The organism is Bradyrhizobium manausense, from assembly GCF_001440035.1.
Lineage (GTDB): Bacteria > Pseudomonadota > Alphaproteobacteria > Rhizobiales > Xanthobacteraceae > Bradyrhizobium > Bradyrhizobium manausense.
The window spans coordinates 60,182-85,179 of the sequence record NZ_LJYG01000087.1 but is presented as its reverse complement, the minus strand read 5'-3'; the positions used below and the strand labels follow the sequence as shown (position 1 = coordinate 85,179).

Sequence of the window (24,998 nt, the reverse complement as noted above, 5' to 3'; positions counted from 1 at the left end):
CGGGAATCCGCGCGATTCCTGCGAGGTCGACAGCACGCGGGCTTTTCATTTCGCACTGCAGCAACTATCTGGTCGGGTAAACGTTGTAAGTCGCCCACCAGGAATTTGCCGTGTCGCTAGCCAGAAATGTCGATCTGTTGAGACGTCTACCAAGGATGGATGGTCTGCGCCTGCCCGACTTCGGCGCAAGCGCTGTTTCGTCCAGTCCGTTGCAGGAGATCACCGGCTTCGGCGACAATCCCGGCGCCTTGCGCATGTTCGCGTTCGTGCCGGCAGAGCTGCAGAAGCCGCGCGCGCTCGTCGTCGTGCTGCACGGCTGCGGCCAGACGGCCGCGGCTTACGACCTCGGTGCGGGCTGGTCGACGCTCGCGCGTCACTACGGCTTTGCGCTTGTCATGCCCGAGCAGCAGCGCATCAACAATGCCAACACCTGCTTCAACTGGTTCAATCCTGATGACACCGCGCGCGGCTCCGGCGAAGCGAAGTCGATCCGCGAGATGATCGCGCATATGGTTCAGGCGCATCGCATCGATCCCAGGCGCATCTACATCACCGGCCTTTCCGCCGGCGGCGGCATGACCTCGGTGATGCTCGCGACCTATCCGGAAGTGTTCGCGGCCGGCGCGATCATCGCAGGACTGCCTTACGGCATCGCCTCGAACTTGCGCGAAGCGCTGGACGGCATGTTTCATTCGCCCCAACGCCCTGAGCGCGAGCTCGGCGACTTCGTGCGGCGGGCCACCGACCATCGCGGGCCCTGGCCGAAAGTGTCGGTGTGGCACGGCAGCGCCGACCGCACCGTCAATCCCGGCAATGCCAACGAGATCGTCAAGCAGTGGCTCGATCTGCACGACCTGCCGCTGACGCCGATGGCCGAGACCAATGTCGACGGCTATCCGCGCCAGGCCTGGTGGAACAGGGACGGCGAGACGCTGGTGGAGTCCTACACCATCACCGGCATGGCCCACGGTACGCCGCTCGGCCTTGCCGACAACGACCAGCGCTACGGCCTCGAAGGCGCCTTCCTGATCGAGGCCGGCATCTCCTCGTCCTACCACATCGCAAAGTTCTTCGGCCTCACCGGCTGGATCCAGGAGGCAAAGAAGAAGGCCGAGGCGAAGCCCGCCGCTCCAGCAAAGGCAGTTCCCGTCCGCCCGCCGGCGCCACATCTTGCCCGCACGATCCGTGTGAAAGTCGCCGAGGAGAAGGCCGCGCCGAAGCGCGAGCAGGCCAGCCGCTTCGATCTCGGCCAGATCATCACCCGCGCGCTGACGGCGGCGGGATTGATGAAGTAGCGCGTCGCGACCTCACATCTCGCCGGTAATGAACGGGTTGGTCATCCGCTCCTGGCCGATGCTCGAGCCGGCGCCGTGGCCGCAGATGAAGCCGACATCGTCGCCGAGCGGCAACAATTTTGTCTTGATCGAATTGATCAGCGTGGCGTGACTGCCGCCGGGAAGGTCGGTGCGGCCGACCGAGCCGGCGAACAAGACGTCGCCGACATGGGCGAATCGCAAATCCCCGTTGAAGAACACCACGCTGCCGGGCGAATGGCCGGGGCAGTGCAGGATGTCGAAGCTCAAGGCGCCGATCGAGACGCTGTCGCCCTCGTCGAGCCAGCGGTCCGGCGCGAAATTGCGTACACCGGTCATGCCGAAGCGCGCGCCGCTCTCGACCACGTTGTCGAGCAGGAATTTGTCCGCCACATGCGGGCCCTCGATCGGCACCTTCAGCGCATCGCGCAAGTCCGCCGCGCCGCCGACATGGTCGATATGGCCGTGGGTCAGCCAGATCTTCTCCACGGTGACGCCGCTTTGCTTGATCGCGTCCAGGATCTTCGGCACGTCCCCGCCGGGATCGATCACCACGGCCTTCTTGGAAGGCTCGTCCCAGATGATGGTGCAGTTCTGCTCGAACAGCGTTACGGGGACGATGATCGCGCCGGCCTTCGGCGCTTCAGATCTGGCTGTGGTATCATTTTGCTCGGTCATATCAGCCACAATGCCGATTTTTGTCATGCCGCCAAGCAAAAGATTCGTGCGAGGGACCGGGGAACAGGTCACACGGCCGTCCCAATTGGCCCGCCAATCTGAACCGGGGCGTTGCTGCCGCGTTCTCCCGCGCAAGGGGCAGTCTTTGGATGGTATTCCCACATGGCACAAAGCGGCGAGATTTGGTGGCGCGACGGCATCTTCTATCAGATCTATCCGCGCTCGTTTCAGGACTCTAACGGTGATGGCGTCGGCGATCTCGCCGGCATCCTGCGGCGCCTGCCCTATGTCAAATCGCTCGGCGTCGATGCGATCTGGTTGTCGCCGATCTTCCCTTCGCCGATGGCCGATTTCGGCTACGACATCTCCGATTATACCGGCATCGATCCCTTGTTCGGCACCATGGCGGATTTCGATGCGCTGCTCGCCGCCGCGCACGACAACGGACTGAAGCTGATCCTCGATCTCGTCCCGAACCACACCTCCGACCAGCATCCCTGGTTCATCGAGAGCCGCTCTTCGCGCGACAATCCCAAGCGCGACTGGTACATCTGGCGCGATCCGGCACCCGATGGCGGCGTCCCGAACAACTGGCTGTCCGAATTCGGCGGCAGCGCGTGGCGTCTCGATGAGGCCACCGGCCAATACTACTACCACGCTTTCCTCGCCCAGCAGCCGGACCTCAACTGGCGCAACCCTGACGTCCGCGCGGCGATGTACGACGTGATGCGGTTCTGGCTCGAGAAAGGCGTCGACGGCTTTCGCGTCGACGTGATCTGGCACCTGATCAAGGACGCCGAGTTTCGCGACAACCCGCCAAACCCGCACTATGTCGAGGGCCGGCCGCCGAACGAAAAAATCCTGACTCAATATTCCACCGACCAGCCGGAAGTGCATGACGTGATCGCGCAGATGCGGCGCGTCACCGATGCCTATTCGGCGCGCGTCTTGATCGGCGAAATCTATCTGCCGCTGCACCGCCTGATGGCCTATTACGGCAACGACCTCACCGGCGCGCAGATGCCGTTCAATTTCGCGCTGCTCTCGACCTTCTGGAGCGCGCGCTCGATCGAGAAGATCATCGAGGATTACGAGAAGGCGCTGCCCACAGGCGCCTGGCCGAACTGGGTGCTCGGCAATCATGATCGCCCGCGTGTCGCCAGCCGCGTCGGGCCGGAGCAGGCCCGCATCGCCGCCATGCTGCTGCTGACGCTGCGCGGCACGCCGACGCTGTATTACGGCGACGAGATCGGCATGCATCAGCTCGCGATCGCGCCGGAGGACGTGCGCGATCCCTTCGAGAAGAACGTGCCCGGCATCGGCGTCGGGCGCGACGGCTGCCGCACGCCGATGCAGTGGGATTCATCAAACTTCTCCGGCTTCTCGGACGTGAGGCCATGGCTGCCGCTGCCGGAGGATCACGTCCATGAGAACGTCGTCAATCTCGACGCAGATTCGCGCTCGATCCTGAGCCTGTACAAGCGCCTGATCGCATTGCGGAAGAATTCACCGGCCCTCGTCGCCGGCGACTACCACCCGATCGCCGCACAAGGCGACCTCCTGGTCTATCGCCGCGAGGCCCAGGGCAGGGCCCTCATCATCGTGCTCAATCTCGGGCCTGAACCGATTGCGGTAACGACGAGCGCGATCAAGTTCGGCAGCGAGATATTGCTATCGACGTTCCTGGATCGCGAGGGTGAGCGGCTGGAAGGCGTGCTGGATTTGCGCGGGAATGAGGGGGTCATCGTCGCGCCGTCTAGCTAGCTGCTGCTTCCTCTAGAATAGGGGGAGGAGATGACCGACGCTCTCTCCCCGTCATTGCGAGGAGCTCTTGCGACGAAGCAATCCAGAGTCCCTCCGCGGTGGCGGTCTGGATTGCTTCGCGGAGCCTGTCATCGGGCCGCGCTTCGCGCGGACCCGGTGGCTCGCAATGACGATCTTTGAAACCGGTGGCGTCCCCACATCACGCCGGATGCTTCTTCCCCTTCGCGTTCCTCTCATCCACCTCACTCCGCTTCAGCAGATAATCCAGCCCGCCGACCCGGTACCAGCGATAGCCATAGGGCTCCAGCACGACGCGGTGCTGGCCGCGCTTGTCGGCGTGGCTGTGGTCCTCCGCGAGCAGGTTGATCAGGTGCGCGCCGGCATCGTCAGGCAGTCCGGCCGAGAACGCGATTTCGCGCGGCATCTCGTCGAGATTGTGCACGAACAGCACGGAATTGTTGCGCCAGTCGTAGCGGATGATGAACACGGCGGGATCGCGGGTCGGGATGATCGCAAAGTCGCCCCAGCCGATCTCAGGCACCTCCTTGCGCATGCGGACGATCCGCTCGGTCCAGTTCAGCATCGAGTTGGGATCGCGTCGCTGCTTCGCGACGTTGACGTGCTCGTAGCCATACGGCCCCTTGTCGATCACGGGAGTCGCCGGCCTGTCACTTTTGGTGAAGCCGCCCTGCGGCTCGGTCGACCATTGCATCGGGGTGCGTGCGCAATTGCGTTCGGGCAGCGACAGATCGTCGCCCATCGCGATCTCGTCGCCGTAACGGATCACGGGCGTTCCCGGCAGCGTGCACATCAGGCTGTAGGCAAGCTCGAGCCGCCGGCGGTCGCCGCCGAGCATCGGTGCAAGCCGCCGTCTGATCCCGCGGTCGTAGAGCTGCATGTCCTTGTCGGGGCCGAACGCCTTGAACACCGCCTCGCGCTGCGCCTTGGTCAGCCGTCCGAGGTCCAGCTCGTCATGATTGCGCAGGAACAGGCCCCATTGCGCCGAGGCCGGTCGCGGCTTGGTCGCTTTCAGCGCCTTCGCCAGCGGACGCGAATCGCCGGACGCCAGCGCGTAGAACAGGTGCTGGTTGACGTGGAAGTTGAACATCATGTGCATGCGGTCGGCGGCCTTGCCGAAATAATCCATGTCGGAACCAGGCAGCACATTGGCCTCGGCGAGGATGATGGCGTCGCCCTCGCGCCATTGCAGGAATTCGCGGAAGGTGCGCAGCATGTCGTATTGTTCGACCGGCTTGTTCACCTTCGCGCCCTTGGTCGCGATCACGAACGGCACGGCGTCCATGCGAAAGCCGGAGACGCCGAGCTGGATCCAGAAGCCCATGATCTTCAGGATCTCCGCCTGCACGCGTGGGTTCGACGTGTTGAGATCGGGCTGGAAATCGTAGAAGCGGTGGAAATAATACGCGCCGGCTTCCTTGTCGCGCGTCCAGGTCGATTTCTGCACGCCGGGAAACACCATGCCCTTGTTGGCATTGGCAGGCTTCTTGTCCGACCAGACATACCAGTCGCGATAGGGTGAGTTCTTGTCGCGCCGCGCCTCCTTGAACCAGTGATGCTGGTCCGAGGTGTGGTTGACGACGAGGTCGATGATGATGCGGATGCCGCGCTGCTTGCAGCCATGGGCGAACTCGACGAAATCGCCGAGCGTGCCGTAGCGGGGATCGACGCTGTAGTAATCGGCGATGTCGTAGCCGTCGTCGCGGCCCGGCGAGGTCTGGAACGGCATCAGCCAGATCGTGGTGATGCCGAGGCCGTGCAGATAATCGAGCCGGCGTAACAGCCCCTTGAAATCGCCGATGCCGTCGCCATCGGCATCCATATAGGTGCCGACGGAGAGGCAATAGATGATGGCGTTCTTGTACCAGAGATCGTCGATCATGCGCGCGCAGCCTCGGTGGTCCCGCCGAGGGGGGCGGCGGCTGCGTGATAAGTACGTGAGGGAGGGGAGGTTCCGCCTCTTGTCGTCCCGGCCCCCCGCGCGCAATTGCGCGCCAGGCCGGGACGACACTGAGGACGGAATCGGCTACTCTCCCTGCCATGGACCGCCCCGCCCGCAACATCGCTCTCGTTCCGCCCCCCGACCGCCGGCAGTCCGAAACCGCGCTCGCGATCGCGCGCGGCACGGCGCGGCTGCTGCGCTCGCTCGGCTTTTCCTGCATCAGCGAGCTGCCGCTGCCGTCGGGCCGGCGCGCCGATCTCGTGGCGCTGAACGAGCGCGGCGAGATCTGGATTGTCGAGATCAAGTCGTCGGTCGAGGATCTGCGCGCCGATCAGAAATGGCACGAATACCGCGCCCATTGCGACCGGCTGTTCTTCGCCTTCACGCAAGACCTGCCCTGCGAGATCTTTCCTGAAGATACCGGCCTGATCATCGCCGATGCCTATGGCGCGCACATGCATTGCGAAGCGCCCGAGCACAGAATCGCCGCCGCAACGCGCAAGCAGATGACGGTGCGCTTCGGCATGGCGGCAGCGTTGCGCATCAACCGCCTGGTCGATCCGCAAGGGCATGTGGATTTCTGGGAGTAGGCACAGCACCGTCGCCCGCCGTGGAAAGCCGGGCTTGCAGCGGCAAGACGGGTTACGGTGTGGCGTTGGTCTCCACCGTCATTGCGAGGAGCCCTTGCGACGAAGCAATCCAGACTGTCTCCGCAGAGGATTCTGGATTGCTTCGCTGCGCTCGCAATGACGATGTGGCGCGATCGAGCGAGAAAATACGGGGGCGTAGGGTGGGCAAAGCGATAGCGTGCCCACCAAATCTATCGATGAAACTCAGAGACAATTCGTGGGCACGGCGCTAACGGGCCTTTGCCCACCCTACGGCACCGTTACCGCGGCGCGCGCTTGGCCAAAATGCGCTGCAACGTCCGCCGGTGCATGTTGAGCCGCCGCGCCGTTTCCGAGACGTTGCGGTTGCACATCTCGTAGATGCGCTGGATGTGCTCCCAGCGCACGCGGTCGGCCGACATCGGGTTCGCGGGCGGCTCGGACTTTTCAGCGCTGGTCGAGAGCAGCGCGGCGACGACGTCGTCGGCGTCCGCAGGCTTCGACAGATAATCGATCGCGCCCATCTTCACCGCGGTGACGGCGGTGGCGATGTTGCCGTAGCCGGTCAGCACGATGGCGCGGGCTTCGGGACGCTTCTTCTTCAGCGCGGAAACGACGTCGAGACCGTTGCCGTCGCCGAGCCTGAGATCGACCACGGCGAAGGCCGGCGCGGACTTGCCGATTTGCGCAAGACCATCCGAGACCGTGTCACATGACGTCACCGCAAAGCCGCGTGTCTCCATGGCGCGCGACAGGCGCTCCAGGAACGGCTTGTCGTCCTCCACGATGAGAAGCGAGCGGTCGGTCTGTTCATTCAGTTCGGCGATGGCGTTCAAGGTTTTGTCCTCTCTCCTGCACATCTACATATGGCGTCGCAATCAGGCGGTGTGAAGGCCGCCAATGGTCGATCGGGCCTCATGTGCGACGCAAGGTCGCGGCCTATCCTATTGTTTCCTCGAGGCTCTCGATAGCCTCAAAACGCTGGCGCGGCCACGCAATCTGGACCACCGCGCCGTGTTCCGGAAAGGTCCTGTTGGTAAACGAGACCTTGGCGCCGGTGCGTTCAAGCAACGTGCGGGCGATGAACACGCCAAGTCCGAGGCCGCCGCCGGAATCCCGGGCGCGCCGCCGCGACAGATAGGGTTCGCCGATGCGGTTCATGAGATCGGGCGGAATGCCCGGGCCGTCGTCGGAGATCACGATCTCGATCGTGTCGTTGTTCCACCACGCGTTCACTTCCACCGTCGAGTTGGCGAAGTCGACGGCGTTCTCGATGATGTTGCCGACGCCGTAAAGCACCGCTGGATTGCGTGATCCGACCGGCTCGGCTGTTGCGGTCACGGCAATCCGCACCTTGATGGCGACGCCGAAATCGCGATGCGGCGCCACCACCTCCTCGATCAGCTCGGACAGCTTCATGCGGTCGAACGGCGCGCCGGTGGAGGAGAGCTGGGTGATCTTGCCCAGGATGTCGCGGCAACGCTGCGTCTGTTCGCGCAGGGTCTTCAGGTCGGCGGCGAACGCCGGGTCTTTCACCGTCTTCTCCAGCTCGCGCGAGATCAGGAAGATGGTCGCGAGTGGCGTGCCGAGCTCGTGCGCGGCCGCCGCGGCCAATCCGTCGAGCTGGGTCAGATGCTGCTCGCGCGTCAGCACCAGCTCGGTCGCGGCGAGCGCGTCCGCCAGCTTGCGCGCCTCCTCGGTCACCTGAAACGAGTAGAGGCTGGTGACGCCGATCGCGAGCACGATCGAAAGCCAGACGCCGACAAGATAGATCGGCGGCAGCACCACGGGATCTTCGGAGTCCCATGGCAGCGGGAAATGAAAGAAGAACAGGATCGAGGCGCAGGCGACGGCCAGGATGCCGAGGCCAAAGGTCAGCCGTGCCGGCAAGGCGGTGGCCGAAATCAGGACAGGCGCGAGGAACAGAAACGAGAACGGGTTCTGCAATCCGCCGGTGAAGAACAGCAGCCCGGCCAGTTCCACGATGTTGAGGGCCAGCAGTCCGGCCGCCTGGATCGGNAGCCGCCGCATCGGATTGACGGCGGTCTGGAGCGCCAGATTGAGCGTGGCCGACAGGCCGATGATGCCGACGCAGGGAACGATCGGGACATCGAACTCGAGTCCCTGCGCCACGATGAAGATCGCAGCCAACTGGCCCAGCACCGCAAGCCAGCGCAGCCGCAGGATGGTGTCCAGGCGGATGTGTCGTTGCGACGGGCGGAAGTCGGAAGCGGCGGTCTCGGTCATGACAGGCCAATCTAATGGTGCGCGTGTCCGATCACAAACACGCTGGCCCACGATTCCAACGAGTTAGAAGTCGATCTCGTTACAAGCCTTGCGCTCCACCGCGCAATGGCGGAAGAACGCCTCCAGCATGACCGGGAATGACAACGCTTCAAGCTGGCCGACTGTCGCGGAGGGCATTTCGTCCGCGGCCATTGAGGTCGATCGTCTCGTCAAGGTCTACAAGCAGACCCGCGCGGTCGACGGCATCTCCTTTTCGCTTCCCCGCGGCAGCATCACCGGGCTGCTCGGCGGCAACGGCGCGGGCAAGACCACCACCATCGCGATGATCATGGGGCTGGTGCTGCCGACCTCCGGCCGGGTCCGTGTGCTCGGCCATCGGATGCCGGAGGAGAGCGCCGAGGTGCTGGGGCGGATGAATTTCGAAAGCCCCTATGTCGACATGCCGATGCGGCTGACGGTGCGGCAGAACCTCACCATCTTCGGCAAGCTCTATGCCGTCAGGCACCTTGCCGACCGCATCGCAAAACTGGCCGACGACCTCGATCTCACCGATTTCATCGACCGCGCCAATGGCAAGCTCTCGGCCGGGCAGAAGACCCGTGTTGCGCTGGCGAAGGCGCTGATCAACCAGCCCGAGCTGCTCTTGCTGGACGAGCCGACCGCCTCGCTCGACCCTGATACGGCCGATTGGGTGCGCAGCCATCTGGAGCGCTATCGCAAGGACAACAACGCCACTATCCTGCTGGCGTCGCACAACATGCTCGAGGTCGAGCGTCTCTGCGACCGCGTCATCATCATGAAGCGGGGTCGCATCGAGGATGACGACACCCCCGATGCCATCATGGCCCGCTACAACCGCACCACACTGGAAGAGGTGTTTCTGGACGTCGCGCGCGGACGGTCGAACGGCGCGAAGGAGGGGGCGAGGTGAGGCGACCTAGTTCCATCCGCGTCCGCCGGCGTCATCCTGAGGTGCAAACCTTGCATCGCAAGGTTTGCCTCGGAGGATGGGCAGCGCACGCTTGCGGCCCATCCTTCGAGGCGCGCGAAGGGCGCGCACCTCAGGATGACGTCTGCGGGCGCGGCTGGCACTGCACCCCCGATTACGCTTCGCTTCATCCGGGCTACGGGGGCGTGCCATGACCGAGCTTTCCCTCCACCGCGGCATCTCCCTCCAGCGCATCGGCGCGATGATCCTGCGCTATTGGTATCTGCTGCTGTCGTCCTGGCCGCGGCTGCTCGAGCTGTTGTACTGGCCGGCGCTGCAGATCATCACCTGGGGCTTTCTTCAGCTCTACATCGCCCAGAACGCCAATTTCTTTGCGCGCGCCGGCGGCACGCTGATCGGCGCCGTCATCCTCTGGGACATCCTGTTCCGCGGCCAGCTCGGCTTTTCCATCTCCTTCCTCGAGGAGATGTGGGCCCGCAACCTCGGCAACCTCATGATGAGCCCGTTGCGGCCGATCGAGTTCCTGCTCTCGCTGATGGCGATGAGCCTGATCCGGCTCGCGATCGGCGTCATCCCGATGACGCTGCTCGCGATCGCGTTCTTTCATTTCAACGTCTACAGCCTCGGCCTGCCGCTGATCGCCTTCTTCTGCAATCTGATCTTCACCAGCTGGTCGGTCGGCATCTTCGTCTCCGGTCTGGTGTTGCGGAACGGCCTTGGCGCCGAGAGCATCGTCTGGACCTTGATGTTTGGAATCATGCCGCTCGCCTGCATCTATTATCCCGTCAGCGTGCTGCCGGGTTGGCTGCAAACCATCGCCTGGTCGCTGCCACCGACTTACGTGTTCGAGGGGATGCGCGCGCTGCTGATCGAGAACAGCTTCCGGACCGATTTGATGCTGGACGCGTTAGCCATCAATGCGGTGCTTCTGGTGGCTTCATTTGGGGCATTCCTTGCCCTTTTGCGCAGCGCCCGAAAGCATGGCTCGCTGCTCTCGAGCGGCGAATAACGTAACTTTCTCGTGGATTCAGGCTGATTTGGCTGTTCAGGCCACGTAGATGTACGGAACCATGGATTGACGCAATATTGCGCATTCGGCAGTATGCTGCGATGCGAAGAGGATTATAATATGCCTATTGGTGAGTTTGGCGGCGCGCCGCCCCTGGCGGCAGAAGGCAGCCCGGTCCTGACCACGCCGATGTACTGGATGTACGAGATGGCCCACGCCTCTCTCAATCCGGCGCGTGCGGTCACCGACGCAACCAAGCTGCTGTTTCAAAATCCGCTGAATCCCTGGGCGCGCACCGAAGTCGGCAAGTCGGTCGCCGCGGCCTGCGAATTGTTCGAGCGCACCACGCGCCGCTACGGCAAGCCGGAATGGGGCCTCAACGACACCGAGGTCAACGGCATCCGCGTCCCCGTCGAGGTCCGCTCGGTCTGGGAAAAGCCGTTCTGCAACCTGCTTTACTTCGATCGCAAATTCGCCCGCCCGTTGCGCAGCCCGCAGCCGCGCGTGCTGATCGTGGCGCCGATGTCCGGTCACTATGCAACGCTGCTGCGCGGCACGGTCGAGGCCTTCCTGCCGGCGCATGAGGTCTATATCACCGATTGGGCCGATGCGCGCATGGTGCCGCTCAGCGAAGGCCGCTTCGATCTCGACGATTACATCGACTACGTCATCGAGATGCTGCATGTGCTGGGTGGCAACACCCATGTCATGGCGGTGTGCCAGCCGTCCGTGCCCGTCGTGGCCGCGGTCTCGATCATGGAAGCGCGGCGCGATCCCTTCGTGCCGACGTCGATGACGCTGATGGGCGGTCCGATCGATACGCGCCGCAATCCGACCGCCGTGAACAACCTCGCGCAGGAGCGCGGCATCGGCTGGTTCCGCAACCACGTCATCACCAAGGTGCCGTTCCCGCATCCGGGCATGATGCGCGACGTCTATCCGGGCTTCCTCCAGCTCAACGGGTTCATCAGCATGAACCTCGACCGGCACATGGACGCCCATAAGCAGCTCTTCGCTCATCTGGTGAAGGGTGACGGCGACCTCGTCGACAAGCATCGTGAGTTCTATGACGAATATCTCGCGGTGATGGACCTCTCGGCCGAATATTACCTGCAAACGGTCGACACCGTCTTCGTGAAGCACTCGCTGCCGAAGGGTGAGATGACCCATCGTGGAACGCGCGTCGATCCCTCCAAGGTGACGCGCGTTGCGTTGATGACGGTCGAGGGCGAGAACGACGACATCTCGGGTCTCGGCCAGACCGAAGCGACACACGCGTTGTGCAGCTCGATCCCGGATCATCGCCGCGTTCATTACGTCCAGAAAGGCGTCGGACATTACGGCGTGTTCAACGGCTCGCGCTTCAAGTCGGAAATCATGCCGCGCATCCATGATTTCATGGTCTCGGCAGCAAATCCGAGCTCGTTGAAGGCGCTTGCGGCCGAATAATGCTCCTCATGGTGAGGAGCGCGGAATGCGCGTCTCGAACCATGAAGGCCCGCATCTCGCCTGCGGCCATCCTTCGAGACGCCCGCTGCGCGGGCTTCTCAGGATGAGGACGAAATAGCCGCATTTCGGCTTTCCCGTCGAAATTTTGCGCCTGCCGGGGGCTCCGGGCAGGGCCAAGTTCCCGCCAGATTCGAGGTATTCAGGTAGTGTTCTAGGAGTGAGTCGGTCCTCACCCCTTGGGGGTGTCGCATGCGTCCAGCGGGGGCGAAAAAAGCGGGTTCCAACCCCAGTCTGTAGGGTCTCCCGGACGCCAGACCCCTGTATATTGGGCAAATGATTTGTTTTTGCGCCGAGCGCTTTCCCTGGCGGCGGTTATGGCAGAATCCGGGCGACCTCCTGCTCCCCGGACTGACAGACATGGCCACACGCGCACTCCTCTATCGGCGGCCCCACGAACCGAAGACCCTCGTCATCACCCATGGATCGCAATTCTTTGCGATCCGGCTGCGCAGGCACCGCCGAGCGCGTCGTTACACGCTTCGAATCCATCCGAGTGATCGTGAAGCCATCCTCACGATGCCGCCGCGCGGCACGCTCGTCGAAGCCAAGGACTTCGCCCAACGTCATGGTGCGTGGATCGCGGCCCGTCTCGGTCGTCTGCCGAAGGCTGCACCGTTCCAGCCTGGCACGGTGATACCGCTCCGCGGCGTTCCTCATCGCATCGTGCATCGCGCAGGCAGCCGCGGAACGGTTTGGGCGGAAATTCGCGACAGCGGTGAACGCATTCTCTGTGTCGCCGGCGGCCTCGACTATGTCGATCGCCGCGTCAGCGACTTCCTCAAGCGCGAGGCGCGCAAGGATCTGCAGCGTTCGGCGGAGATCCATGCCGCCGAGCTCGGCGTCAAGGTGAAGCGGCTGTCGATCCGCGATCAGTCCAGCCGCTGGGGCTCCTGCACCTCGGCCGGCTCGCTGTCATTCTCCTGGCGCCTGATCCTCGCTCCGCCCTATGTGCTGGACTATCTCGCGGCGCATGAAGTGGCCCATCTCGTCGAGATGAACCACTCGGCGAAGTTCTGGCGCGTCTGCGGCAAGATCTGCCCGTCCATGGAGCGCGCCAAGAAGTGGCTCGACACCTGCGGCAACGATCTGCACCGGTACGGGGTCGAGGATTAGGGCGCGCTCGTCGAACATGTGCACTCCGTGCGACTTTCCCGGTGCGCTAGACGATTGCGCGCTTCGTTGGATTCACCCCACCATATCAACGACCTCGCAACTCCCACCGCGCATCACGCTGCAACACCCCGCCTACTGTGCATGGGGTTGTTTTCGCGTTTTGTTTTGAGGCCTACCGATTGCCGCCGAACAGCCGGTCCATCAGCCAGCCATCAAGCCCTGCAGCGGGCTCCGGCCGCACATTGGCGCGCGTCGGCGGCGGGGCGCGGTAGCCGCCATTGCTGGCTGGCGCCGATGAAGCTCCGGGCGCCGCCTGCGTCGGCGGCGATATCTGCGATGAGATCTGCACCAGGTTCGACGGCCCCCAATTGCTTTGCGGCAGGGCTGCGACCTGCACGCCTTCGTGCGCCGCGCGCATGAAGCGGGTCCACACTTCCACCGGCAGGCCGCCCCCGGTCGCCTTCTTGGTGGGCGAGTTGTCGTCATTGCCGAGCCAGACGCCGGTGACGAGGTTCGACGTGTAGCCGATGAACCAGGCGTCGCGATAATCCTGGCTGGTGCCGGTCTTGCCGGCCGCCTGCCAGCCGGGGATCTCAGCCTTCTTCGCAGTGCCCGAGATCAGCGTCTCCCGCATCATACTGTTCATCATGCCGACGTAGCGCGGCTCGATCACCTGATTATGTTCGTCGGGCTGGCGCATGTAGAGCAGCTTGCCGTCGAGCGTCCTGATCCTCGTCACCACATGCGGCGTCGCCGCGAAGCCGCCATTGGCGAACGGCGCATAGGCGCCGACCAGCTCGACGACTGAAACCTCAGAGGTGCCGAGCGCGATCGAGGCGTTGGGCTCGAGCTTGGAGGCGATGCCGAGCCGGTGCGCGGTGCGCACCACGTTCTTCGGTCCGACCTCGAGGCCGAGGCGGATGGCGACGGTGTTGAGCGACATCGCCAGCGCCTGCGTCAGCGTCACCGGGCCGAAATATTCGTGGGTGTAGTTCTCAGGTCTCCAGCCCTTGACCTCGATCGGGGCGTCCTGGCGGATGGTGTCGGGCGTCAGCCCCTGCTCCATCGCCGTCAGATAGACGAACGGCTTGAAGGATGAGCCCGGCTGGCGTTTTGCGGTCACCGCGCGGTTGTACTGGCTCTCGGAATAGTTCCGCCCGCCGACCATGGCGCGCACCGCACCGTCAGGTGTCATCGCCACCAGCGCGCCCTGGCTGACATTGAACTTCACGCTCTTGGCCGCGAGCTCGTCAATGATGGCGGTTTCCGCCAAAGCCTGCAGTTTCGGATCGATCGTGGTCTCGACCTTGATGCTGTCGTCGATCTGGCCGACGAGATCGTCCAGCACCTCGCCGATCCAGTCGGCGACGTAGTTCACGGTTCCGGCGCCGACGGGCTTCACGACGTAGGAGGGGTGGCCGATCGAGGCCTGCGCCTGTGCGTCAGTGATGAACTTGGCATCCGCCATCGCCGCCAGCACGACCTGAGCGCGCGCCTCCGCGCCTTCCGGATTGCGGTTCGGCGCCAGGCGCGAGGGCGATTTGACCAGGCCCGCCAGCATCGCGGCTTCCGCGATGGTGACGTTCTTGGCCGGCTTGCCGAAATATTTCTGCGCGGCGGCTTCGACGCCGTAGGCACCGGAGCCGAAATAGACCCGGTTGAGATAAAGCTCAAGAATCTCGTTCTTGGAATGCTTGCGTTCCAGCCAGATCGCGAGCTCCGCCTCCTGCAGCTTGCGCGCCATGGTGCGCTCCTGGGTCAGGAACAGATTCTTCGCCAGCTGCTGCGTCAGCGTCGAGCCGCCTTGCGACACGCCACGATGGAGCACATTGGTGACGAGGGCGCGCAGGATGCCGACCGGGTCGATGCCGAAATGCGAATAGAAGCGACGGTCCTCGATGGCGATGAAGGCCTTCGGCAGATAGGGCGGCAGATCCTTCAGCGCGACGTTGGCGCCGGCCATCTCGCCGCGCTGCGCCAGCAGGCTGCCGTCGATGCCGACGATCTGGATGGTCGGCGGGCGTTTTGGAATTTCCAGCGACTGAATCGGCGGCAGATGGGCGCCGACCCAGATCACGACGCCGATGACGGCGATCACACCCCAGAGGCCCAGCACGGCGCCCCAATAGACGAGGCGGCCGAGGCCGGCGCTGATCGATGATCGCGACCGGCGCTTGGCACCACTGCTCTTTGCGGGTGCCTTGCGCTCGCGCGGCGGCTCGTCGCCGTCAGGTTCGGCCTTGCGCTTGCCGGCCGATTTCTTCGGCTTGTCGTCGCCGCCGGGAATGCGATCGGCCGCCGTCAGGCGCAGATCGGCAAGCGCCGCGGGCAAGCCGAACAACGGCTCCTTCCGCCCACTCTTTTTCTTTCCCGACCCCATACGCAAAACGCCCGGTCACCCCGCCCCGCCGCACGCTAGCGGTCGCTGTTTAAGGCCCGGTTACCCGGAGGTTAACGCGTGATTAGGAGGTGCGGCATTCGCCTGCCGCAGTTCCGCTTCGAGGGCGCGGGCGTTAGGATCGAAGGCACAAGAAGAGGAAACACCTATGGGCCACATCGATCCGACCAAGGAGATTTTTGCGCAATTCCGGGAGAACGACCGCCCGGGCCCGATCCACATGCTCAATCTGGTGCGCTTACGCAAAGAGGCGGCCTATCCCGACGGCCGCAAGGCGAGCGGCGCGGAAGCCTATGCGGCCTATGGCCGCGAGAGCGGTCCGGTGTTTACGCGCCTCGGCGGCCGCATCGTCTGGCAGGGCCGGTTCGAGCTGATGCTGATCGGCCCGCAAGAGGAGCGTTGGGACCACTGCTTCATCGCCGAATACCCCAGCGTCGCCGCCTTCGTCGAGATGATCCGCGACCCCGTCTATCGCGAAGCGGTGAAGCACCGCCAGGCTGCAGTGGAGGATTCGCGTTTGATCCGGCACGCGGTGCTGCCGGTGGGGAAGAATTTTGGCGAGATACCGGAATAGACGCTCCAAAAAATCGGCGGCCCGCAGGCCGCCGATTGCAGTTCAGAGCGGTTCGCCTAGCCCGAGGGCCCCGTGTCCTCGATGATCGGTCCGAACAGCTCCCAACGTTCGCCGTTGAACTTCATCATCTGCATCTGCTTGTTGACGCGATAGTCGTTCGCACCAGTGGTAATCTTGATGCCGGGCAGCGCCAGGCTCGGCGTGTAGCCCTTGATGTTGGCGGCCTGTTTCATGACGTTCTCGCGCGTCAGGTCGTCGCCGCATTGCTTCAGCACCTGCACCAGCAACTCGGCGACCGAATAGGCATAGGTGTTGACGGTGTTGAGCTTGTCACCTTCCGGGAAATACTTGTCCATAAAGGCGAAGAAGGCCTTCACGCCCGGATCGTCTTTCCACTGGGGATCGCCCGGATCCTTGCCGTAGTTGGTCGAGATGATACCCTTGGAGATGTCGAGGCCGGCTGGCTTCAGCGTCGCCGACACCGGACTCGCGTTGATGTCGAGGATGTGCACGGGCGTCCAGCCGAGGTCGGCGAGCTTCTTGATCGCCTGCGCCGCGAACTTGGGCGTCGAGGCGTCATAGAACAGGTCGATGCCCATCGACTTCAGCTTGACTACCTGCGAGTCGACGGTCGGGTCGGTCACCTCGTACGAGACCTCGCCGACGATCATGCTGGCGGCCTTGTCGCCGAGGCCGCTCTTGAGGCCGGCGAGATAGTCGCGGCCCATATCGTCGTTCTGGTAGAGCACGCCGATCTTGGCATTGGGATGATTGGCGAGAATGTATTTTGCGTAGATCCGTCCCTCGGACACGTAGTTCGGATTGTAGGCAATGGTCCAGGGATAGTTCTGCGGATCGTTGAAGCGGGCGGCGCCGGTCGAGGCGAGCAGCTGAGGGATCTTCTTGCTGTTGAGATATTTCTGAACGGCGGCATTCGCGGCTGTACCGATCAGCTGGAAGGTGAACAGCACCTCGTCGCCCTCGACGAGCTTGCGCACCTGCTCCACGGTCTTCGGCGGCGAATAGGCGTCGTCATACTGGATCAGGTTGATCTTGCGGCCGTTGATGCCGCCCTGATCGTTGATCATCTTGAAGTAGGCGGCCTGGGTCTTGCCGATATTGGCGTAGACGGAATAGGCGCCGGAGAATGGCACGGTCTGGCCGATCTTGATCTCGGTGTCGCTTGCGCCGGTGTCGTATTTCTTCTGGGCGAGGGCCTGGCTGGTCGAGACTGCGACGGCAAACGCCGCCGTGGCCGTTATAAAGGCTCTGCGATTGTTCATGTTGGTTCGTTCCTCCTGACGGAATTTTCGGCCGATGGTCTTTCTCCGTCGATCGCAACGGTCGCCATCGCTGCCGAAGATAGTGGAGGAAGGTTCACCTCAGCGCAAGGATCGGTTCGCTGCGCCGTAGCCTCTCAGGCGAGGCCAGGAGCCTTACGTCTGGCGCGTCTTACGCCAGGAACAACGCCGCCAGCGCGATCGCGGCCGGCACCGCCTGCACGATCAGGATGCGCGTGCTGACGGTCGCCGCGCCATAAGCGCCGGCCACCATCACGCAGAGCAGGAAGAACACTTTGATCTGGAACGCGAAGGCCGGGTTGCCATGCAGCAGCCCCCAGACCAGGCCAGCGACCAGGAAGCCGTTGTAGAGTCCCTGATTGGCCGCCAGCACTTTCGTGATCTCGGCTTTGTCAGGCGTATTGCGAAATGTCTTCAAGCCGAGCGGCTTGTCCCAGAGAAACATCTCCAGGATCAGGAAATAGGCGTGCAGCGCGGCGACGAGCGCCACCAGGACATTGGCGATCAGAATCAAGTTGAGCCCCCAAAAGCGTCAGCTTTCGGGTGGACGTTAGCACGGCCGGCATGGCAAGTGCGAAGTGTGTTTCGAAGTGATGGTGCCGCAATGCCTGCTCGATCAACCAGGACTCCCGAACGCTTCGGCCTCGATCGGCTGGCGACGCCGATCGGGATCGCACTGCTCGTCACGGACAGCGATGGCGCGTTGCGCGCGCTCGATTGGGACGATTACGAGCCTCGCATGCGCGAGCTGCTGCGCTTGCATCACGGCGCGGTGGAGCTGGTCGATCGGCCTGCGCCGGCGGCAATGAAGACGGCGCTGTCAGCATATTTCGAAGGTGACCTCGGTCAGCTCATGCGGATCGATTGGCGCATCGCCGGCACGCCGTTCCAGCAAAAGGTCTGGACGGCGCTCGCGACGATTCCAGCGGGCACCACGATGAGCTACGGCGCCTTGGCGGCGAAGATCGAGATGCCCCGGGCCATCAGGGCCGTCGGCCACGCCAACGGCTCCAACCCGATCAGCGTGGTGCTGCCATGCCATCGCCTGATCGGCGCGGACGGTTCGCTGGTGAAATACGGCGGTGGGCTGGAGCGGAAGAGGTGGCTGCTGCGGCATGAGGGGGTGGAGGTTTAGGCCTCAGTCGTTCCGGGGCGCCCATAGGGCGAACCCGGAGCCTCGAGATTCCGGGTTCGATGCTGCGCATCGCCCGGAATAACGGCAAGCCTCACGCCGCCGGCTGAGCCGCCTTGTCGCCGGCCATCACATGGGTCAATGCGCTCTTGATCGCAGCCTGGCGAGTCGGGGCGTTGATTTGCGCGCCCAGCAAATCGGTGACGTAGAACACGTCGCGGGCGCGCTCGCCGAAGGTCGCGACATGGGCCGAGGCGATGTTGAGGTTGAGCTTCGAGATCGCCGTGGTCAGCTCGTAGAGCAGGCCGGGGCGGTCGAGGCCGGAGACCTCGATCACCGTGTAGCGATCAGACCATTGGTTGTTGATGGTCACTTCAGGCTCGATCACGAAGGGCCGCGCCTTGCTGCGCACGGTGCGCCGCGCCACCACTTCGGGCAGGCGCAGCTTGCCTTCGAGCACGTCCTCGATCATCTCGCCGATCCGGGTGGCGCGCCGGCCTTCGTCCTCGTCGCGGTCGTATTCCCTGGAGATGGAGATCGTGTCCAAGGCGCGGCCGTCGGTCGTGGTGTAGATCTGCGCGTCGACGATGTTGGCGCCGGCGGAGGCACAGGCGCCGGCGATGATCGAGAGCAGCCAGGGATGGTCGGCGGCGAAGATCGTGAGCTCGGTGACGCCGCGCACCTCGTCGAAGCCGACATTGATCGCGAGCTTGTGGCCGGCCTGCTCGCTCGATCGCACGAAGCGCGCGTGGCGAATTTTGCGCGGCAGCTCGACCTTGAGCCAATAGGCCGGATAGTGCCGGCCGATATAGGCGTCGAGCTCGTCGGCCGGCCATTCGGCGAAGGCGTGGCGGAATTCGGCATAGGCGGCCGTGAGGCGCTTGCCGCGGTCGACCTCCGAGAAGCCGCCGGTCAGCACCGGCTCGGTCTCGTAATACAGCGAGCGCAAGAGCTGCGCCTTCCAGCCGTTCCACACGCCGGGACCGACGCCGCGGATGTCGGCGGTGGTCAGGATGGTAAGCAGCTTCATCTGCTCGACCGACTGCACCACGGCGGCAAAATTCTCGATGGTCTTGCGGTCGGAGAGGTCGCGCGACTGCGCCACCGTGGACATCGTCAGATGTTCCTCGATCAGCCAGGTCACGAGCTCGGTGTCAGCAGCGCTGAAGCCGAGCCGCGGGCACAGCCGCCGCGCCACCTTGGCGCCTGCGATCGAATGATCTTCCAGCCGCCCCTTGGCGATGTCGTGCAGCAGGGTCGCGACGTAGATCACCGGCCGGTGCTCGGCCCGGATCTTGCGAAACAGGTCGCTGGCCAGCGTGAACTCTTCGCTGACGCCGCGTTCGATCTCCTGGAGGAAGCCGATGCAACGGATCAGGTGCTCGTCCACCGTGTAGTGATGATACATGTTGAACTGCATCATCGAGACGATCTTGCCGAAGGCACGGATGAAATGACCGAGCACGCCTGTTTCGTTCATCCGTCGCAGCACGATCTCGGCATTGTCGGAGGTCAGGATCTCCATGAACAGCCGGTTGGCCTCGGGATGCTCGCGCATCTGCGCGTTGATCAGGCCGAGCGAACGCGTCACGTCGCGCATCGCGTCCGGATGGAAGGCGAGGTTGTTCTTCTGCGCCAGGCGGAAAATGCGGATCAGATTGACCGGATCGTGCTTGAAGACGTCGGGCGCGGCGACGTTGATCCGGTTGTTGTCGACGATGAAGTCGTCGCTGTCGGGCACGCGCCGCTTCACTTGCGTGGGGCGCAAGCGTGCCATCATTCGGCTCAGCACCGGGGCGGGCTTGGCCTGCTGGTCCTCGAGCTTGGCGCAGAGGATGGCGGTGAGGTTGCCGACTTCCTTGGCGACCAGGAAGTAGTGCTTCATGAAGCGCTCGACATCCTGCATGCCGGGATGCGAGGTGTAGCCGAGCCTGATCGCGATCTCGCGCTGCAGATCGAACGACAGCCGCTCCTCGGGCCGCCCGCAGTAGAAATGCAGATTGCAGCGCACCGACCAGAGGAAGTCGGCGCAGCGGCGGAAGCTGCGATACTCCTGCGCGTCGAACACGCCGCGTTCGACCAACTCGTCGGTGTCGCGGACGCGATAGACGTATTTGGCGATCCAGAACAGCGTGTGCAGGTCGCGTAGCGCCCCCTTGCCGTCCTTGACGTTGGGCTCGACCAGATAGCGCGACTGGCCGCCGCGGCGGTGGCGTTCCTCGCGCTCGGCGAGCTTGGCGGTGACGAACTCGGACGCGGTGCCCTGCACCACTTCCTTGTCGAAGCGTTCGACCAGCTCGTTATAGAGCGGCTGGTCGCCGGTGAGAAAGCGCGTCTCCAGGATCGCGGTGCGGATGGTCATGTCGCCGCGCGCCTGGCGGATCGATTCATCGACTGAGCGCGTGGCGTGGCCGACCTTCAGACCCATGTCCCAGAGGCAATAGAGAATGGCCTCAGCCACCTGCTCGCCCCAGGCGGTCTGCTTGTAGGGCAGGATGAAGAGCAGATCGATGTCCGATTCCGGAGCCATCAGGCCGCGGCCGTAGCCGCCGGTCGCCACCACCGCCATGCGTTCGGCGCCGCTCGGGATCGGCGAGCGGTAGAGGTGACGCGTCGCGGCCGAGTAGAGGATGCGGATGATCTCGTCCTGCACGTGGCACAGCCGCTCGGCGCAGCGGCGGCCGTGGCGGTCCTTCAGCAGGATCGCTTGTGCTGCGGCGCGCGCGGCGATCAGTTCCGCCTTGAGCAATTGCGCGACCGCGGTGCGGAACGCGTCCTCGCGGCCCTGATGCCTTTCGGCAAGCGCATCGACCGCAGCGGTGATCCGCGCAGTGTCGAAACGGTCGTCCAGCTGTGGCTTATGCTCGGTCGCAACGCTATCCATGTCTCCACCGGATATAAGAGGCGGCAGGCGCTGTCATCAGCCATTCGCCAGCAATAGTCGTTCCATGCTGGAAATCGCTGACGTCGCGCAAAATTGTTCTCAAGTCCCCCGCCTTCAAGGGTGGGATTTTCTCGTTGACCTCTAAGCATAACTCATTGAAAAACAATGAAGTTTTTGAGGATCCTGGGCATGGCTGACATCACACGACGAATCTTGCTGGCGGGAGCTGTTGTGCTCGCCGTGGCCCCGGCGGCACGGGCGGCCGACCCGCTCAAGGAAATCCGCATCGACTGGGCGACCTACAATCCGGTGTCGCTGGTGCTGAAGCAGAAGGGGTTGCTGGAGAAGGAGTTCGCCAAGGACGGCATCACCGTCACCTGGGTGCAGTCGGCCGGCTCCAACAAGGCGCTCGAGTTCCTCAACGCCGGCTCGATCGATTTCGGCTCGACCGCGGGCTCGGCTGCGCTGGTCGCGCGCATCAACGGCAACCCGATCAAGTCGATCTATGTCTATTCGCGTCCCGAGTGGACGGCGCTCGTCGCATCAAAGGATTCCAAGATTGCAAGCGTTGCCGATCTCAAGGGCAAGCGCGTCGCGGTGACGCGCGGCACCGATCCGCACATCTTCCTGGTGCGCGCGCTGCTGGGTGCGGGGCTGACTGAGAAGGACATCACGCCGGTGCTGCTCCAGCACGCCGACGGCAAGACCGCGCTGATCCGCGGCGACGTCGACGCCTGGGCCGGCCTCGATCCGATGATGGCGCAGGCCGAGATCGAGGAAGGCGCAAAGCTGTTCTATCGCAAGGCCGACGCCAACACCTGGGGTATCCTCAATGTGCGCGAGCAGTTCCTGAAGGACTATCCGGACATCGCCCGCCGCGTGCTCGCAACGTACGAAGAGGCGCGCAAATATTCGCTGGCTAATTACGACGAACTGAAGAAGACCTTCATCGCCGTGACAAAGCTTCCCGAGGCCGTCGTCGACAAGCAGCTCAAGGAGCGCACCGAGCTGACCCACAGCCGCATCGGCGCGCCCCAGCGCGAGTCGATCCTCGCTGCCGGCCTCGCGCTGCAACAGGCCGGCGTCGTCGATGCCAAGGTCGACGTGAAGGCGACGCTGGATGCGCTCATTGACGACCAGGTCCCGCTGCCGACGAATTGATCGTGGCCTCGTAGCCCGGATGGAGCGCAGCGAAATCCGGGACCACCCTATGCGCGGCTCGATTCCCGGATTGCGCTGCGCTCCATCCGGGCTACGGAGGTAGCGAGAGGAGCGGCAGGCGAGGCCGCGGCAAGAGTGGTGTTGCATTCCCCTACCAGACGCGCTTCCTACCGGCCATGATCTCCGACGCGCCAGTGCTGCAACAATCATCGGAACCAGTCGAGAGCGCCGCGGCGCCGTCGCGGTTGTCGCGCTATGCGCGGCCGGTACTGGGGCTGCTGTTGCCGGCGACGCTCGCGCTCGCCTGGGAGCTTGTCGTCTGGCTCGGCTGGTCCAATGGCCGGCTGGTGCCGCCGCCCTCGCGGGTGTTCGCCGCCATCGCGGATCTTGCCCGCTCCGGCGAGCTGCTCCGCCACATCGCCGCGACGCTGTGGCGGGTCGGGCTCGGCTTTGCCTTCGGCGTGGTCGCGGGCACGTTGCTGGGTGCGATTTCCGGCTATTGGTCGCTGGCGCGGCGGCTGCTCGATCCGACCGTGCAGGCGCTGCGCGCGATTCCCTCGCTCGCCTGGGTGCCGCTGTTCATCCTGTGGCTCGGCATCTTCGAGACCTCGAAGATCGCGCTGATCGCGGCCGGCGTGTTCTTCCCGGTCTATCTCGGCGTGATGGGCGCGATCCTCTCGGTCGATCGCAAGATCGTCGAGGTCGGCCGCACCTTCCGCCTCTCCGGCTTTGCGATGATCCGCCGCATCCTGCTGCCTGCCGTGCTGCCGGCCTATGTCGTATCCTTGCGTGTTGGCCTTGGTCTCGGCTGGATGTTCGTGGTCGCCGCCGAATTGATCGGCGCCTCCGAAGGACTCGGCTATCTCCTGCTCGACGGCCAGCAGCTCGGCAAGCCGGCGCAGATCCTCGCCGCCATCGTGATCTTCGCTATTCTCGGCAAGCTGACGGACTGGCTGATCGAGCTCGCCGCGGCGCCGTTCCTGCGCTGGCAGGACGCCTTCTCCCGCACCAAGGGGGCGTAACGCAATGCTCGCGCTCGACCGGGTCAGCAAGACCTATCCCAATGGCGTCGAGGCGCTGGCCCGCTTCTCCGCCGAGATCGGGCAGGGCGAGATCATCGCCATCATCGGCGGCTCCGGTTGCGGCAAATCCACATTGCTCCGCGCCATCGCCGGCCTCGACCGCGCCAGTTCCGGCACGGTGACGCTCGACAGCGAGGTGATCGCTTCGCCGCACGCCAAGATCGGCATCATCTTCCAGGAGCCGCGGCTGCTGCCCTGGCTCAGCGTTGCCGACAATATCGGCTTTGGCATCGCCGATCTCCCGGCGTCCGAGCGGCGCGAGAAGGTGGCGCGCGCGCTGGAGCGCGTTGGCCTCGCCGACAAGGCGCGGGCCTGGCCGCGCGAGCTCTCGGGCGGGCAGGCGCAGCGAGTCGCGATTGCGCGGGCGCTGGTGCCGCAGCCCGAAGTGCTCCTGCTCGACGAGCCGTTCTCCGCGCTTGATGCCTTCACCCGCCGGGATTTGCAGGATCATCTGCTCGACCTCTGGGCCGACACGCGTCCGACCTTGATCCTCGTCACGCATGACGTCGACGAGGCCGTCGTGCTGGCCGATCGCGTGCTGGTGATGCGGCCGCGGCCGGGACGGCTGTTCGACCAGATCGAGATCAATCTGACCCGTCCGCGCGACCGCAACTCGCCGCTGTTCGAGACTTTCAAGCGAAGCGTGCTGACGTCACTCGACCGTTCGCTCGACCGCAACGTGCCCGACCGTGACGCAACCCAGGGTCCCGGTCAGGCCATGTGGTGGTGACATCTTCGCCTCGAGCCGGTACATCAAGGAGCAATTGTCCCGGGAGAGAACAAAATGGACGCCGCCGAACTGCGCCAGATGCAGGCCCCGATCAAGGAGCGCTACAAGACCGATCCCAAGGCCGCGCTGATCACGCTCAAGGCCAAGGGCTCCACCGACAGCGAAGGCATCGCCTGCAAGGTCGAGACCGGCCGCGCGCTCGCAGTCGCAGGCCTGCATCCCGCCACTGGCGGCTCCGGCCTAGAGCTCTGCTCCGGCGACATGCTGCTGGAAGCCCTGGTTGCCTGTGCCGGCGTCACGTTGAAATCGGTCGCGACCGCGCTCGAGGTGCCCTTGAAGACCGGCAACGTCTATGCCGAAGGCGATCTGGATTTCCGCGGCACGCTCGGCGTCGACAAGGAGACCCCGGTCGGCTTCGCCGAGATCCGCCTCCGTTTCGAGGTCGACACGCCGGCACCGCAGGACAAGCTCGATCTCCTGCTCAAGCTCACCGAGCGCTATTGCGTGGTCTATCAGACCATCAAGAATGGCCCGAAAGTTTCGGTGTCGATGCAGCGGATGTGATCATTGTCGTCCCGGCCTAGTG

20 protein-coding genes and 2 pseudogenes are annotated in these 24,998 nt (G+C 64.1%); 13 read left to right on the top strand and 9 right to left on the bottom strand.

Annotation, left to right across the window (positions count from 1 at the left end; all coding sequences use genetic code 11):
- Window positions 1-110: 110 nt before the first annotated feature.
- Complete coding sequence (locus AOQ71_RS20565) at window positions 111-1,295, top strand: extracellular catalytic domain type 1 short-chain-length polyhydroxyalkanoate depolymerase (RefSeq protein ID WP_057750059.1); 1,185 nt, start codon at window positions 111-113, stop codon at window positions 1,293-1,295.
- Between the two features lie 12 nt (window positions 1,296-1,307).
- On the opposite strand, the gene AOQ71_RS20560 is transcribed toward AOQ71_RS20565, so the two are convergent.
- Complete coding sequence (locus AOQ71_RS20560) at window positions 1,308-1,991, bottom strand: MBL fold metallo-hydrolase (protein WP_057750105.1); 684 nt, start codon at window positions 1,989-1,991, stop codon at window positions 1,308-1,310.
- 162 nt (window positions 1,992-2,153) lie between these two features.
- Between AOQ71_RS20560 and AOQ71_RS20555 the strand changes: the two genes are divergently transcribed.
- The gene (locus tag AOQ71_RS20555) at window positions 2,154-3,755 is read left to right on the top strand and encodes an alpha-amylase family glycosyl hydrolase (RefSeq protein ID WP_057750056.1); all 1,602 of its coding nucleotides are present in this window, start codon (window positions 2,154-2,156) and stop codon (window positions 3,753-3,755) included.
- Between the two features lie 199 nt (window positions 3,756-3,954).
- Here the strand turns inward: AOQ71_RS20555 and AOQ71_RS20550 are convergent, their stop codons facing one another.
- Window positions 3,955-5,655 carry an alpha-amylase family protein gene (locus AOQ71_RS20550; protein WP_057750053.1) on the bottom strand — a complete coding sequence of 567 codons (1,701 nt, stop codon included), beginning with the start codon at window positions 5,653-5,655 and terminating at the stop codon, window positions 3,955-3,957.
- 158 nt (window positions 5,656-5,813) lie between these two features.
- Here AOQ71_RS20550 and AOQ71_RS20545 point away from each other — a divergent pair, with 158 nt between their 5' ends.
- Complete coding sequence (locus tag AOQ71_RS20545; protein ID WP_057750050.1) at window positions 5,814-6,305, top strand: MmcB family DNA repair protein; 492 nt, start codon at window positions 5,814-5,816, stop codon at window positions 6,303-6,305.
- Window positions 6,306-6,604: 299 nt separating this feature from the next.
- On the opposite strand, the gene AOQ71_RS20540 is transcribed toward AOQ71_RS20545, so the two are convergent.
- The 3 genes and pseudogenes from AOQ71_RS20540 to AOQ71_RS48230 form a co-directional block, all read right to left on the bottom strand.
- A complete protein-coding gene (locus tag AOQ71_RS20540; RefSeq protein WP_057750103.1) occupies window positions 6,605-7,159 on the bottom strand; it encodes an ActR/PrrA/RegA family redox response regulator transcription factor in 555 nt (184 codons plus the stop codon).
- A gap of 103 nt (window positions 7,160-7,262) precedes the next feature.
- A pseudogene (locus AOQ71_RS20535) lies at window positions 7,263-8,342 on the bottom strand (ActS/PrrB/RegB family redox-sensitive histidine kinase); the annotation flags it as partial.
- A gap of 1 nt (window position 8,343) precedes the next feature.
- Window positions 8,344-8,570, bottom strand: a pseudogene (locus tag AOQ71_RS48230) (sensor histidine kinase); the annotation flags it as partial.
- Window positions 8,571-8,697: 127 nt separating this feature from the next.
- On the opposite strand from AOQ71_RS48230, the gene AOQ71_RS20530 reads away from it, so the two are divergent.
- From AOQ71_RS20530 to AOQ71_RS20515, 4 genes are all read left to right on the top strand, one after another.
- The gene (locus tag AOQ71_RS20530; protein ID WP_057750100.1) at window positions 8,698-9,501 is read left to right on the top strand and encodes an ABC transporter ATP-binding protein; all 804 of its coding nucleotides are present in this window, start codon (window positions 8,698-8,700) and stop codon (window positions 9,499-9,501) included.
- Between the two features lie 208 nt (window positions 9,502-9,709).
- The gene (locus tag AOQ71_RS20525) at window positions 9,710-10,528 is read left to right on the top strand and encodes an ABC transporter permease (protein ID WP_057750045.1); all 819 of its coding nucleotides are present in this window, start codon (window positions 9,710-9,712) and stop codon (window positions 10,526-10,528) included.
- Window positions 10,529-10,648: 120 nt separating this feature from the next.
- Window positions 10,649-11,977, top strand: coding sequence for a polyhydroxyalkanoate depolymerase (locus AOQ71_RS20520; protein WP_057750095.1), 1,329 nt, complete (start codon window positions 10,649-10,651; stop codon window positions 11,975-11,977).
- Between the two features lie 333 nt (window positions 11,978-12,310).
- Window positions 12,311-13,150 carry a M48 family metallopeptidase gene (locus AOQ71_RS20515; protein ID WP_057750042.1) on the top strand — a complete coding sequence of 280 codons (840 nt, stop codon included), beginning with the start codon at window positions 12,311-12,313 and terminating at the stop codon, window positions 13,148-13,150.
- Between the two features lie 172 nt (window positions 13,151-13,322).
- Here the strand turns inward: AOQ71_RS20515 and AOQ71_RS20510 are convergent, their stop codons facing one another.
- The gene (locus AOQ71_RS20510; protein ID WP_057750039.1) at window positions 13,323-15,530 is read right to left on the bottom strand and encodes a transglycosylase domain-containing protein; all 2,208 of its coding nucleotides are present in this window, start codon (window positions 15,528-15,530) and stop codon (window positions 13,323-13,325) included.
- Between the two features lie 166 nt (window positions 15,531-15,696).
- Here AOQ71_RS20510 and AOQ71_RS20505 point away from each other — a divergent pair, with 166 nt between their 5' ends.
- A complete protein-coding gene (locus tag AOQ71_RS20505; RefSeq protein WP_057750037.1) occupies window positions 15,697-16,122 on the top strand; it encodes a DUF1330 domain-containing protein in 426 nt (141 codons plus the stop codon).
- A 56-nt stretch (window positions 16,123-16,178) separates the two neighbouring features.
- Here AOQ71_RS20505 and AOQ71_RS20500 read toward each other — a convergent pair whose 3' ends face one another.
- Window positions 16,179-17,405: an ABC transporter substrate-binding protein gene (locus AOQ71_RS20500; RefSeq protein ID WP_057750035.1), complete on the bottom strand. Its 1,227-nt coding sequence runs from the start codon at window positions 17,403-17,405 to the stop codon at window positions 16,179-16,181.
- A gap of 169 nt (window positions 17,406-17,574) precedes the next feature.
- Window positions 17,575-17,931, bottom strand: a complete 357-nt coding sequence (locus tag AOQ71_RS20495) for a DUF1304 domain-containing protein (protein WP_205668243.1) — start codon at window positions 17,929-17,931, stop codon at window positions 17,575-17,577.
- Window positions 17,932-18,027: 96 nt separating this feature from the next.
- Here AOQ71_RS20495 and AOQ71_RS20490 point away from each other — a divergent pair, with 96 nt between their 5' ends.
- The gene (locus tag AOQ71_RS20490; protein ID WP_057750029.1) at window positions 18,028-18,558 is read left to right on the top strand and encodes a methylated-DNA--[protein]-cysteine S-methyltransferase; all 531 of its coding nucleotides are present in this window, start codon (window positions 18,028-18,030) and stop codon (window positions 18,556-18,558) included.
- Window positions 18,559-18,649: 91 nt separating this feature from the next.
- Here the strand turns inward: AOQ71_RS20490 and AOQ71_RS20485 are convergent, their stop codons facing one another.
- Complete coding sequence (locus AOQ71_RS20485; RefSeq protein WP_057750026.1) at window positions 18,650-21,439, bottom strand: [protein-PII] uridylyltransferase; 2,790 nt, start codon at window positions 21,437-21,439, stop codon at window positions 18,650-18,652.
- A gap of 189 nt (window positions 21,440-21,628) precedes the next feature.
- On the opposite strand from AOQ71_RS20485, the gene AOQ71_RS20480 reads away from it, so the two are divergent.
- From AOQ71_RS20480 to AOQ71_RS20465, 4 genes are all read left to right on the top strand, one after another.
- Window positions 21,629-22,600 (top strand): aliphatic sulfonate ABC transporter substrate-binding protein, encoded by a 972-nt coding sequence (locus AOQ71_RS20480; RefSeq protein ID WP_057750092.1) that lies wholly within the window; start codon window positions 21,629-21,631, stop codon window positions 22,598-22,600.
- A 176-nt stretch (window positions 22,601-22,776) separates the two neighbouring features.
- The gene (locus AOQ71_RS20475) at window positions 22,777-23,622 is read left to right on the top strand and encodes an ABC transporter permease (RefSeq protein ID WP_057750023.1); all 846 of its coding nucleotides are present in this window, start codon (window positions 22,777-22,779) and stop codon (window positions 23,620-23,622) included.
- Between the two features lie 4 nt (window positions 23,623-23,626).
- Window positions 23,627-24,412 (top strand): ABC transporter ATP-binding protein, encoded by a 786-nt coding sequence (locus AOQ71_RS20470; protein ID WP_057750020.1) that lies wholly within the window; start codon window positions 23,627-23,629, stop codon window positions 24,410-24,412.
- 54 nt (window positions 24,413-24,466) lie between these two features.
- Window positions 24,467-24,976, top strand: a complete 510-nt coding sequence (locus AOQ71_RS20465; RefSeq protein ID WP_057750017.1) for an OsmC family protein — start codon at window positions 24,467-24,469, stop codon at window positions 24,974-24,976.
- Window positions 24,977-24,998: the final 22 nt, after the last annotated feature.